Consider the following 13,963-nt stretch of genomic DNA (forward strand, 5'->3'; position numbering starts at 1 on the left):
ATTAAGAAAATATGATTAATTACTCATAAATTCTTCACCTTTAAATCCTAACTAATTGGTCTTTCTGCACGTATTCTATAACAGAATATTCGAGAGACTATATAACAAATAGGTTACTTTTTTACAAAAAAAATTAAAAAATCAAAAATAGTTATAAAATTATATTTTTTTAATTAAAAATGAAATTAATAGAATAAAAAAAAGCCTTAACCTTTACAGTTAAAGCTTTTATTACGATAAAACTTATAATAGTTTTATTTTTTTTCGACGTGTCCGCCAAATCCAAAGCGCATAGCTGACAACATTTTTTCAGCATATGTGTTTCCAGAACGAGAACGGAAACGTGTGAATAATGCTGCTGTAATAACTGGAGCAGGAACAGCTTCTTCGATTGCTGCTTCAATGGTCCAACGACCTTCACCTGTATCTGCAACATCCCCTTGGAATTGTGCAAGATCACCGTCTTTTGCCAGTGCATCAGCACAAAGATCAAGCAACCATGAAGGAATAACACTACCACGACGCCATACTTCAGCAATATCAGCCATATTCAAGTCAAAACGTTGATCTTCTGGTAAACGATCTGATCCTTTCATACGCATAATATCAAATCCTTCTGCGTATGCTTGCATCATACCATATTCGATACCGTTATGAACCATTTTCACAAAGTGACCAGAACCTGCTGGACCACAATGTAAATAACCTTTCTCCGCACGAGGGTTAAGGTTAGGGCCACGACCAGCGGTAGGAGCAATATCACCAACACCAGGTGCTAATGATTCTAAGATTGGGTCAATATGATCAACAGCTTCTTGATTTCCACCGTACATCATACAATAACCGCGTTCTAGACCCCAAACCCCACCAGAGGTTCCTACGTCTACGTAATGAATACCTTTAGCATGTAAGATTTTTGCACGACGAACATCGTCTTTATAACATGTATTACCGCCATCAATAACGATATCACCTTTGCTTAGCATATTGCCAAGTGTTTCAATCGCTTTTTCAGTAACATCACCAGATGGTAACATCACCCAAATAATTTTTGGAGAAGGAAGTGATGCAACCAACTCTTCTAAATCACCAACAACAGAACTTTTAGAAGCTTCTGCATGAATTTTTTCACTAACCGCACGTGTACGGTTTAACAAAACAACTTCATGACCATGACGAGCCAAACGAACAGCCATATTGCCGCCCATTCTGCCTAAGCCATACATACCTAATTTCATAATATATTTTCTCCAAATTTATTCTAAAAGAAATGTATCTTATCTCTTGAAAGACAAGATACACTAATCTCTTAAATTATAAAACGTTTAAAATTGCTTTACTTAATGCTTCTAAGCCGCTCTTCATATCGCCTTTAACGTGGATACGAAGGGCTCTTCTGTCACGCACGGATAAAACGTCAAAATCACCACGAGCTTGCGCTTCTTTCACAATACCAAATGTATATTTTTCATCTGGAACTGGTAAATCACTTGCATCATCAGCCGTAATTTGTAAAAACACACCTGTTTTTGGCCCGCCTTTATAAGCCTGACCTGTTGAGTGCAAGAAACGAGGACCAAATTCAGCAGCTGTTGCAACTTTCTTTTTATCACGAATAGCCAAACGCAATTTTTGAATCCATGCGCGTGTTGCTAAATCACGTTCAACATAAGCTAATACGCCAACATAATCACCAGCTTGAACTTGCGAGAATAAAGTTTTCAATGCATCATTCAAAGTAGAAACATTTTCTAGTTTTTCAACTTCAACCTTACTTGCATAAACTTCAAAATTACCATCACGAACAATCGGCGTAATTTCTGGTAATGCACCATGCTCATTATAAGCTGTGGTAATTTTCTTCGTTTCAATCTTACTTGCTTCAACATCAGGTTGATCAAATGGATCAATTCCAATGAAAGAACCAGCGACTGCCGTGGCAAATTCAGTTTGATAGAAAGCTTGCACAATCTGAGTTTTATCATGCAGATTTAACGTAACCACAGGATGACCAGCTGCTTTTAAAGCATCTAATGCTTTTTCTTGTGCTGCATCAACATTACCATTTAAACGTAAATAAATGAATAAGCGATCATTTCCATAAAATTCTGGCGCATTCAAGGTTTCTTCATCAATTGGAATAATACCTTTTCCGATTTTACCTGTTGATTCTGCCAATAATTGCTCTAACCATGCACCCAAAGAGTTAATTTCAGGTGATGCAATGATTGTAAATTTATCGCGTTTCAATTGTGAAACAGCCGTTCCCCATATAGCACCCAACTGAACGCCAAGGTTTTGAGATGGAGATACATCAGCAGAACATGCTTGTTCCATTTTCTGTGCAGAGTGCAACAACGCTTTTAAAGATAAACCTGCTGCGGCTGCTGGAACGATACCGAAATTAGACAGAACAGAATAACGTCCACCAATATCTTTTTTACCGTAGAATATTTTCCAGAAATTATCTTGCTTTGCAACAGCTTCCATATGAGAACCTGGATCTGTTACAGTTACAAAGTGACTTCCAACTTTATCCCCAACAACTTTTTTAGCTTCATTATAGAAATAAGCTTTTAAAATATTTGGTTCTAATGTTCCACCTGATTTAGAAGAAACAATAAAGAGTGTTTTTCCTAAATCTACTTTTTGTTGAAAAGTAAAGACTTGTTGTGGGTCAGTACTATCTAACACATGAAGTGTTGGAAAGCCCGCTTGATGTCCAAAAACTTCTGCTAATACTTCCGGCCCAAGACTAGAACCACCCATTCCTAATAAAAGAATATCAGTGAAACCACGTGCTTTAACTTCATTTTGGAATGCTTCGAGTTGAGCAAGATCACCAACTTGTTCGTCAACGATATCTAACCAACCCAGCCATTTACCTTCGTCATTACCCGTCCAAACAGAAGCGTCACGTGCCCAGACTTTTTTAACTTTACCGTCTTTATCCCAAGAATTTAAGCCTTCTTGTACGGCTTTTTCATGATCTGCAGATAATGCAGACTGCATGTGAATGACTTGTCCGTCCTGCATGATATTATTTACCTTGTAACGTTTGTAATTTTTCTTTTACAGAGCCTAAAAGTTGATCAAACGCCGTTGCAAACTGAGCAACACCATCTGCCAATAATTTGTCTGTCACACCGTGCAAATTAAGACCTAAACGTTGTGCTTCTGATAATGTTTTCTTAGCACCTACGATGTCTTTTTCCAATGTATCAGAAGCTGTTCCATGATCACGGAAAGCATCCATTGTTGCAGGAGGAATAGTATTGACAGTGTCTTGTCCGATTAATTCATCGACATAAATAGTATCTGGGAAAGCTTTATCCTTACATCCAGTACTTGCCCATAATAGACGTTGTGGTTTCGCACCCGCTGCTTCTAATTTTTTCCAACGGTCGCTTTTCATCACTTCAAGGTAATACTGATAAGCCATTTTCGCGTTTGCTAAAGCAACTTTACCACGTACAGCTTTTAATGCTGCACTTTCTTTATCCCCAGCAGCAACACGACCATCAATTTCTTTATCAATCGCTGCATCAATACGGCTTACAAAGAAAGAAGCAACGCTGGAAATATGAGCAATATGATGCCCTTTAGCTAAGTGTTTTTCCAACCCAGTCATATAAGCTTCTAGAACATTCTTATAAGCTTCTAAAGAGAATAATAATGTAACATTTACATTAATTCCTTCAGAAATTGCTGTTTCAATCGCAGGAACACAAGGTTTCGTTGCTGGAATTTTAATCATCAAATTCTTTTCAGCAACTTGCTTCCATAAACGACGTGCTTCCTCAATTGTTTTTTCACCATCCATCGCAATGTAAGGAGAAACTTCAAGGCTAACATATCCATCTACACCTTTAGTTTTTTCCCACACAGGAAACATAACATGACAAGTTGCACGAATATCATCAATCGCAGCGGTTTCGTATAATGTTGGAACGTCTGTCACACCAGATGCAATAAGTTCTTTAAATTGTGGATCATATTCAGTTCCATGACCCATCGCTTTTTCAAAAATAGCAGGATTAGAGGTAACCCCTTTAAGGTTATCTTCATCAACTAATTTTTTCAGACTACCATTTGCAGTAAATGAGCGTTGAATAAAGTCTAACCAAGGAGATTGACCATATTTTTCAAGTTGAACGAGAGGATTTTGAGACATTGAATGATCTTCTTTCTAAAATTAATAAAAATATAAAACTTATATAAAGATAAAAGCCTTCTTTCATGTTTTAAAGAAGGCTTTTACTTATTTTTATTTTTTAAGCTGAGCTTTAGCCGCAGCCAGAACATTTTCTAAAGTAAAGCCGAAATGCTCACGTAGTTTTTCATACGGTGCAGAAGCGCCAAATCCGCGCATTGCAATAATCGTTCCTGTTGGGCCTGCATAACGATCCCAACCAATTGGAGATGCTTGTTCAATCGCAACACGTGCTGTAACGTGAGGAGGTAATACTTCATCACGATAAGATTGAGGTTGTTCTTCGAAGATTTCCCATGAAGGAATAGAAACAACACGAACTTTTTGACCTTCCTTGATCAATACTTCGTAAGCTTCCATTGCCAAGCCAACTTCACTACCTGTTGCAACCAAGATCAATTCTGGGGTTTCACCACAACATGCAACAACATAACCACCTTTACGTAAACCAGCAGCAGAAGCATATTTTGAACGATCAATTGTTGGTAAGTTTTGACGGCTTAATGCCAATACGGTTGGATGAGAAGCCTTCTCCATTGTCATTTTCCATGCTTCAACCACTTCGTTTGCATCCGCAGGGCGAATAACACGGACACCAGGAGTTGCACGAAGATGAACCAATTGTTCAATAGGTTGATGTGTTGGACCATCTTCACCCACACCGATACTGTCATGTGTAAAGATATAAACGATCGGCAATTGCATTAAAGAAGCCAAACGAATTGGGTTTTTCATGTAATCAGAGAAAATAAAGAACCCAGCTGCATATGTTCTAAGACCGCTTAATGCAATACCATTAGCAATCGCACCCATCGCATGTTCACGAACACCATAATGAATGTTACGACCAGCAAAAGTTCCATTTTTTTCTGGATAATCTGGGCTTTGGAAAACACCAGCGCCATCAAATTCTAACCAGCTTTTGTTTGAAGGTGCAAGATCAGCAGATCCACCAATCATCCATGGAATATTTTTCGCAATTCCATTCAATACTTTTCCTGAGCTTGCACGAGAAGCAACCCCTTTTGCATCAGCTGCAAATACCGGAATATCTTTATCCCATCCTTTTGGAAGACGGTTATGAATAATATCTTCGATTTCTTGAGCAAGTTCTGGATATTTGGTTTTATATTCAGCAAATAATGCATGCCATTTTTTACTTGCTTCCGCACCACGTTTACCAATGCCAGCCGCAAAATGTTCTGTAACACCATCAGCAACATAGAATGTTTTATCTTCAGGCATACCATAAACTTTTTTAGTAGCCTTAACTTCATCTGGTCCCAAAGGTTCACCGTGAACACCATGTGTTCCAGCTTTGTTAGGAGAACCAAAACCAATGATACTATCTAAAACGATTAAGCTTGGTGCATCACTTGCTTTACGTGCTTCATTTAACTTAGCTTGGAAGTCTGCAATATTATTTGCATCTTTTACTTCATGAATATGCCAACCAGCAGCTTTGAAACGGCTTTCTACATTTTCAGTAAACGCAATATTAATATTACCTTCAATTGAAATGCGGTTACGGTCATAAACCCAAACAAGATTTCCTAATTTTAAATGACCCGCAACAGAAGCAGCTTCATAAGAAATCCCTTCCATCAAATCGCCATCACCACAGAAGGTATAAACGTGATAGTCAAACAAAGGGAAACCTTGTTGATTATAACGTGCAGCCAACCATTTTTGAGCAATTGCCATCCCAACAGAAGTCGCTAAACCTTGTCCCAAAGGACCCGTTGTGGTTTCAACGCCTGTTGTATGACGATACTCTGGATGGCCAGGAGTTTTTGAATTAAACTGTCTGAATTGTTCTAAATCTTTTAAAGTCAATGCTGGTTGTTTTTCAACTTTACCATCATGAGTTACATGATGAATGCCAGCCAAATGAATCATTGAATATAATAATGCAGATGCGTGACCACCAGAAAGCACAAAACGATCACGTGCTGGCCATAATGGATCTGCTGGATCGTAATTTAAAACGTTGTTCCACAAAGCATAAGCTGCTGGTGCCAAATCCATTGGTGTTCCTGGATGTCCAGAATTAGCAGCTTGCACTTGGTCGATTGCTAAACCACGAATAGTATTAATACAAAGTTCATCAATATTCATTCAAGTCTCTCCTAAAAAAGTCTTTTCCTAATTTTAAATAATAAGGATACTTGTCTTACGATCTTAATACCCATTTTAAAAAAGAAAACAAAAAATCTTTATAAAATAAAATTACTTACTTTTTATTAATACAAAAAAGTAGGTATTCATTACAAAAAAGTTATTAATATTCTTTTATTTACGTGTCATTATTAGCACAAATAGATGCTAAAAACCACAAAAAACATCTTGTGCTACAAAGAAGGCGGGACATTACTCAGAGAAACTTATTGAGTATTATAACTAAAATTTTACTTTATAAAAAACATGACAAAATAAAAGACGCTACGAGTGTAAATATTATATCTTTTACTACAAAATAGTCTCCCTTTTAAGTTCCTCTTCCCCTTTTTGCATTATCTCGATAAAATCAAAAAAATTGAATTAAATATTTACACCACAAGGACATGATCATGACGTCCAACTCAGACACACTTAAGCCCACCTTTACCCCAGAAGAAATCGAAGCTTTATATTTTAATACAGCGCGTCAGGGAGAAATAGAGTTACTCGCTGAATTTATCAGGGCTGGAATGGACATCAACCATCAAAATAACGAAGGGCATACAGCTCTTATTTTGGCGAGCTATCATAATCAACTTTCTGCCGTTGAATTATTATTAGAAAAAGGGGCTGACCCTAATATTATTGATAATAAAGGTGCTGCTGCATTAACAGGTGTTGCTTTTAAAGGATATATTCCTATTGCTGAACGCTTAATTAAAGCAGGTGCGAATGTTGATTCTGAAAATAATCTCAGACGTACGGCTTTAATGTTTGCTATTTTATTCGGACGTAATGAAATGGTTAAGTTCTTACTCCAAGCTGGTGCCAATCCAAACCATACAGACGGCGAAGGTCTTACCCCACTGCAACTCGCAGAAAATCAAGGTGACGCCGAACTGATCCAGCTATTACAAAAACAAAATTAATCTTATTTAAAATTTCTCATTTCAGGAAACGATTATGAATAACCCTTTTTGGAGTCCTTTTGTTAACGAAATTGTCCCTTATACTCCTGGGGAACAACCCAAAGTCACTAATCTTATTAAATTAAATACCAATGAAAATGCTTATGGTGTTTCTCCAAAAGTTTTAAATGCCCTTAAAGGTGCCATTGATGATCATTTAAAACTCTATCCAGATCCAACCTCCCTGCAACTCTGCACAGAGCTCGGGAAACTACACAATGTTGACCCTAAAAGTGTTTTTGTTGGCAATGGATCTGATGAAGTGCTTGGATTTGCTTTTTTTGCACTATTAAAACACGAAAAACCTGTATTATTTCCTGATATTACCTATAGCTTTTATCCTGTTTATTGTAATTTATTTAATATTAATTACAAAACAATTCCTTTAACAGATAACTTCGAAATTAATTTAAACGATTATGAAAAAGAAGATTGTGCTGGAATTGTAATTACCAATCCAAATGCACCAACAGGCATATTACTTAACCCTCAACTCATCCAAAAATACTTAAAAGAACACCCTAAACAAGTCATTATTGTTGATGAAGCTTATATTGATTTTGGTGCAGAGTCTGTTGTTTCTTTAATTAATGAATTTCCTAATCTACTCGTTGTTCGGACTTTCTCTAAATTCTATGGGTTGGCTGGATTAAGAGTAGGATACGCTGTCGGTAATCCTGACCTTATCGAAGGGATTAGACGTGTTAAAGATAGCTTTAACTCTTATCCTTTGGATCGTTTAGCACAAACGGCTGCAACGGCAGCCGTCAAAGATATTCAGTGGTCAATTGATAACGCCAACCGTATCATTGCAAACAGAGATTATTTAACAAAATCTCTACAAAATTTTGGATTTAAAGTATTAGATTCTAAATCGAATTTTATTTTTGTTTCTCATCCCAAAATTGCTGGCGAAGAACTTGCTTCTAAACTCAGAGAAAAGAATATTTTGATCCGCCACTTCAGCACAGATCGAATTAAAGAGTGGTTACGTATCACGGTTGGAAATGAAGAGGAATGCAAAGTTTTAATTCGTGAAATTCAAAATATTTATAATTTTAATACCTAATAACCATGTGTGATGAAATTTTACACAACTTTAATATTTCTTTCATAGACTACACATATAATTTGACAGCGCATATTTGCACATTATAACGTTGAAACGATACCATTTTGGTCTTCTTAATTCTTTCCATCAGTTTCAATGTTAGGATGTGCCTATGCAAACCACACCCCATCATCTTTTCTGTTTTAAAAATTCTGCTTCCTTTAAAAAACTATTTACAAGATGTTCACAGATTTCTTTAATTCTGTTCGGTGTGAGCAATACAGGCTATGCGAGGGATTCTGCATTAATCAGCCAAGATGCAGCCCCAGTTTCCAATACAACCGCAGGCAATCCTGCACAACCCACTTCTCCTCCAGCAAAAAAACTAGATGCCGATACAGGGCAACATCCCGAAGATGATAGTATGTTATTCGGCCCTATATTTGGTCTTCGTCCATGGATGGCTCAATATGGCGTTACCTTTACCGCCGTTGATATCAATGACCTCTTTGGCAATACCTCTGGTGGATACAAACAAGGCCCTGCTTATTGGGGCGTCACCACTCTCACGTTAAACTGGGATCCTGAAAAAGTTCTTGGGATTAAAAATGGTTTATTTAATATCAGCGCATTACAAATCAGAGGACGCAGCCTTACCGCCGATAATCTAGGTGACCTCAATAGTGTTGATAATATGGATGCCGATCGCTCCACACGATTATGGGAGTTATGGTACCAACAAGGTTTCTTTGATGATAAACTTAGCATCAAATTTGGTAAAATTGCTTTAGATCCAGAATTCAGCGTCAGTGATTACGGGCTTCTTTTCTTAAACTCTTCCTTTGGATGGTCTTTAATTAATACTGTTGATACCTATAATACAGGGGTTGAATATCCCTTCTCTGCACCAGGGATACGCTTTAAATTTTCTCCTAATGAAAATTGGACAAACCTTCTAGCCATCACCGATGACAATCCCAGCAATGTTGCTTTTTGTAATCCTTCTGGAGCCTTTACCTGTGATGCCTCACCCAAGCATGTCAGCGGCACACATTTCAATTTCACCACAGGTGTCTTTGTTATTAATGAACTACAATATCATTTAAATCCTGCTCCTGAAGATTCAAAAGAAGATAATGCCAACCTTGGCTATCCTGGCACTTATAAGCTAGGCGCTTATTTTGATAGCGCCAAATTTCCTGATCAACGCTATAATGCTGACGAACAATTACTAGGAAATCCAGATAATCCTCAAACAATGGGGAATCATCGTCACACTTGGTCAGTTTATGGCATTGTAGATCAAATGATTTGGCGATCTAAACAAGAAAAAAGCCATTCTGTTGGTATGTTTGGAACATTACAAACCTCTCCTGGGGATAGAACTTCAATTACATTAGCTGGAAATGCTGGCATTGTTTATAAAGGGTTATTCAATAACGAAAATGATTCTATTGGATTTGCTTGGGGCTTTGGCACTTTTGGCAATCGCGCACGCCAATATGATCGGGACTATCGTTATTATGCAGACCCAAACTGGCGTGTTCGGAATACAGAACACCGTATTGAATTAGTTAGCCAATTTGAGGTCACTCCTTGGATGCAACTGACACCTGATTTTCAATATATTTTTAATCCTGGTGGCGGTTTAAATTTAGAAGAAGGTTCTTATAAACGCGTGCAAAACGAGGCTGTTTTTGCATTAAGATCAACGGTTAATTTCTAAAGCACATTTAATTACGACCAATCCTTTTACCTTCTGTTGTGTGACTACAAAATGACAGAAGGTAAAAATATCACTATCTGTATATAATTTTGTTAATTTTACGCATATATAAATTGACAATAAATCAATATAATTATTTATTGTTAATAATAATTATCAATCTCATAATTTTATACGAGATATGCGCATGCTGACAATATTTAATCAATTTTTATATACTCATCTCGTATATTCAAAAAAATTAACACAATTTTCAACTTATATTGCCCTTATGATGGTCGCATCTGCTTCTCAGGCATATGCAGCACAATCATCTGCATTAGTCAGCCAAGACGCATCGCCATCGACGAATAATAGTAGTGCTAATCCGACAAAAAAAACACCTCCTCCAGCAAAAGTATTAGATCCAGACACGGGGCAACATCCAGAAGATCAAGACATGTTACTAAAAGATATGTGGGGTGTCCGTCCTTGGTTGGCTCAATATGGGATTACATTCACCGCTGTTGATATTAATGAAGTCTGGGGAAATCCCTATGGTGGTACCAAACAAGGTGCCGCTTATGAGGGAATGACTACCCTCACCTTAAACTGGGATCCTGAAAAAGTTCTGGGTATTAAACATGGATTATTTAATATCAGTGCATTACAAATCAGAGGTCGTCAATTTACTGGTGAAAATTTAAGTGATTTAAATAATATCAGTGGTATCGAAGCTGACCGTTCAACAAGATTATGGGAGCTATGGTACCAACAAGGCTTCTGGGATGATAAATTGACAGTTCGCATTGGTAAACTCAGCCTAGATCAGGAGTTCAATATCAGTGATTATGCCACAATGTTTATTAACTCCTCCTTTGGTTGGTCAATGGTCAGTTCTGTTGATACTTACAGTGGTGGGGTTGATTATCCTTTGGCAGCGCCTGGGATCCGTTTTGCATTCCAACCCAATGCAAATTGGACAAATTTATTCGCCGTAACAGATGATAATCCAAACGGAGGATCTTTTTGTAACCCATCTGGAGCTTTTGCTTGTGATCCTCAAGAAAGACACCGCTCAGGAACTCATTTTAACTTTAATACCGGTGTCTTTGTTATTAATGAATTACAATATCACCTAAACCCTGCTCCTGATGACGATAAAGATAAGAATGCTAAGGCTGGATATCCTGGAACATATAGACTTGGTGGCTATTTTGATAGTGCTGGCTTCCCTGATCAACGCTATAACGCACAAGGCCAATTATTAGGTAATCCTGATAATGCGCAAACCATGTTAAAACGCCGTCATAGCTGGTCTGTTTATGCAATTGCCGATCAAATGATTTGGCGCACTCAAGATACAAAAGAATCAATGGGCATATTTGGACGTATACAAACCTCTCCAGGAGATCGCAGTCCAGTTAATTGGGGTGGAGATGCAGGGCTTGTTTATAAAGGACTTTTTGGCAGAGAAGATGATTCCATTGGTTTAGGCTGGGGATTTGGTAGCTTTAGCAATCGTGCACGTCAATATGATCGTGATTATCGTTATTATGCAGATTCCAACTGGCGCATTCGTAAAACAGAACATCATCTTGAGCTTGCATGGCAAATCCAAGCAACACCTTGGTGGGAACTAAAACCTGACTTTCAATATATCTTCAATCCTGGTGGTGGTCTCAATTTAGAAGATGGCTCTCATAAGCGCATTCAAAATGAAGCTGTTTTTGGATTTAGATCAACCGTTAATTTCTAAACTCTATTAACCTCTCTATACAGTTTTAATAAATATCAATATGAAAGAGTAAATCTTAATAAAGACTTACTCTTTCATATTAATGAGCATATAGACTATCCCACTGTAAATTATCCCACCTCATCCCTTCATAGTAATCTTACATAATCTTTTCAAAATTCAACACTGGATCTTCCTGTGTTAAATAATTAAAATATATAATTTTCCTCCTTGAATTTGCACCAAATAATAATATTAACAATTCCTCTAAATTCATCTCTGAACTAAGTAAATATTACCTTTCATGTGGTGCATCAACGTCATCGCCCATACAAACACTCTCGCGACACACAATGATAGTAATTAAATTTTTCATTCTTAATGAACCTCATTCCAATCAAAAAAGCCGTGCTTCCACCAAGGAAAACACGGCTTTTAAAACCATATTAATTCTTAATAATAAGAATTAGTTCATTCTTGCTTCAATACTATCTGCAAGCTGGGTAACCAATAAACAACATGATGTTGCACCAGCATCCAATACACCTCTTGAACGTTCACCAAGACGGCTTGCACGACCAATTTTAGCCACTAAATCTTTTGTAGAATCACGACCTTTTGCAGCAGCATCTTTCATAATGTTCAATGCTTCTTTAAAGGTTTTTCCATCTTTTACAGCTTGTGCAAAACTATCTGTGGCAGGAAATAATGTATCTACCAAACATTTATCACCTTTTTGAGCTGGGCTAATATCTTGTAATTCGCTCATCCCATTCGCCAACATTGCTTGTACATCTTCTTTGGTTAGTTCAGTTTTACCTTGAACGCTATCTGACCAACCTGTGAAAATGCAGCCATATAAAGGCCCCATAGAACCACCAATTCCTTCCATCAAGGAATCACTAAGTTCAGCTAAAGCTTCTGATAATGTTAATTGCTTACCATCAATACGTTTTTTACAAATATTGAATCCTTTAGCCATGTTAATACCATGATCTCCATCCCCGATAGCACCATCGATCTCACTTAAGTAATCACGATTGCTAACGATTACATTGATCAAATCATCAACAACATCAACACCATTTTTAATAACAACAACTTCAGACATTTTATTAACCTTGAACCATACCAAGAGAATGAACAGGAGCATCAACAAGCTTTTTCAACTCGTCGTCTAATTTCATCATAGTCAATGTAACACCCATCATTTCAAGAGAGGTGAAATAATTTCCAACATAGCTACGATGCACTTTTACGCCTTTTTCTTTCAAAATACGATCAACTTCAGCATAATAAATATAAAGTTCCATTGTTGGGGTTGCACCCAAACCAGAAACTAAAACAACAACTTCAGAACCAGCTTCAAAGATACCTTCTTTTAAAATTGGTTCTAACATTGTATAAGCCATTTCATTAGCTGGTTGCAATGGAACAACATTAATTCCTGGTTCACCATGATGTCCAATACCAACTTCCATCATACCATTATCAATATTGAAGTTGGGATGACCCACAGCAGGAATAATACAAGAACTTAAACCAACGCCAATAGAACGACAGTTATCAATTGCTTTTTGTGCCGCACCAATAACACCATCAAGATCATATCCAGCTGCAGCAGCTGCACCGCCTACTTTCCACATTAGGATTTCACCAGCAACACCACGACGTTTTTCTCTTTCCGTAATCGGAGCAGAAGCAACATCATCATTTGCAACAACAGTTTTCACTGTGATACCAGCAGCAGCAGCTTTTTTAACTGCCATTTTAACATTCATGTTATCGCCAGCATAGTTTCCGTAAAGACATGCAACACCAGCACCACCATCAGACGCTTTCATTGCATCAAGGAACGCACCTGCTGTTGGTGAAGAAAAGATTTCACCAATAGCAACAGCATCAACCATGTTTTTACCAACATAGCCCAAGAATGCTGGTTCGTGACCTGAGCCACCACCTGTTACAATCCCAACTTTTCCTTTTTGAGGAATGGCAGGGTATTTCAATACTCTTTCGTGATCTGTTTTTGCGAAAAGCTCTGGATGAGCAGCAACATAACCTTCAATTGCATCTTCGACGACAAGATCAGGATCGTTAATAATTCTGTTTAATTTCATAATTCATT

Annotated in this window: 8 protein-coding genes and 1 pseudogene; 4 read left to right on the forward strand and 5 right to left on the reverse strand. The window is 37.4% G+C overall.

Annotated elements, in window-relative coordinates; genetic code table 11:
• Window positions 1–254: 254 nt before the first annotated feature.
• From gnd to tkt, 3 genes and pseudogenes are all read right to left on the reverse strand, one after another.
• Complete coding sequence (gnd, locus tag CIN_RS07460; RefSeq protein WP_040364191.1) at window positions 255–1,238, reverse strand: phosphogluconate dehydrogenase (NAD(+)-dependent, decarboxylating); 984 nt, start codon at window positions 1,236–1,238, stop codon at window positions 255–257.
• Between the two features lie 76 nt (window positions 1,239–1,314).
• Window positions 1,315–4,174: pseudogene (locus tag CIN_RS07465) on the reverse strand (bifunctional transaldolase/phosoglucose isomerase).
• Between the two features lie 93 nt (window positions 4,175–4,267).
• Window positions 4,268–6,331 (reverse strand): transketolase, encoded by a 2,064-nt coding sequence (gene tkt / locus CIN_RS07470; protein ID WP_008854469.1) that lies wholly within the window; start codon window positions 6,329–6,331, stop codon window positions 4,268–4,270.
• Between the two features lie 452 nt (window positions 6,332–6,783).
• Between tkt and CIN_RS07475 the strand changes: the two genes are divergently transcribed.
• The 4 genes from CIN_RS07475 to CIN_RS07490 all read left to right on the forward strand — a co-directional run bounded on the left by CIN_RS07475 (window position 6,784) and on the right by CIN_RS07490 (window position 11,856).
• Window positions 6,784–7,302, forward strand: coding sequence for an ankyrin repeat domain-containing protein (locus CIN_RS07475; protein ID WP_008854470.1), 519 nt, complete (start codon window positions 6,784–6,786; stop codon window positions 7,300–7,302).
• A 34-nt stretch (window positions 7,303–7,336) separates the two neighbouring features.
• Window positions 7,337–8,410, forward strand: coding sequence for a histidinol-phosphate transaminase (hisC, locus tag CIN_RS07480; protein ID WP_008854471.1), 1,074 nt, complete (start codon window positions 7,337–7,339; stop codon window positions 8,408–8,410).
• 154 nt (window positions 8,411–8,564) lie between these two features.
• A complete protein-coding gene (locus CIN_RS07485; RefSeq protein WP_050798388.1) occupies window positions 8,565–10,118 on the forward strand; it encodes a carbohydrate porin in 1,554 nt (517 codons plus the stop codon).
• A 187-nt stretch (window positions 10,119–10,305) separates the two neighbouring features.
• Entirely contained in the window at window positions 10,306–11,856 is a 1,551-nt protein-coding gene (locus CIN_RS07490) for a carbohydrate porin (protein WP_050798389.1), read from the forward strand.
• Window positions 11,857–12,301: 445 nt separating this feature from the next.
• Here the strand turns inward: CIN_RS07490 and dhaL are convergent, their stop codons facing one another.
• The gene (dhaL, locus tag CIN_RS07495; RefSeq protein ID WP_008854474.1) at window positions 12,302–12,946 is read right to left on the reverse strand and encodes a dihydroxyacetone kinase subunit DhaL; all 645 of its coding nucleotides are present in this window, start codon (window positions 12,944–12,946) and stop codon (window positions 12,302–12,304) included.
• Window positions 12,947–12,950: 4 nt separating this feature from the next.
• A complete protein-coding gene (locus tag CIN_RS07500; RefSeq protein WP_008854475.1) occupies window positions 12,951–13,955 on the reverse strand; it encodes a dihydroxyacetone kinase subunit DhaK in 1,005 nt (334 codons plus the stop codon).
• Window positions 13,956–13,963: the final 8 nt, after the last annotated feature.

Source organism: Commensalibacter intestini A911 (genome assembly GCF_000231445.1).
Classification (GTDB): domain Bacteria; phylum Pseudomonadota; class Alphaproteobacteria; order Acetobacterales; family Acetobacteraceae; genus Commensalibacter; species Commensalibacter intestini.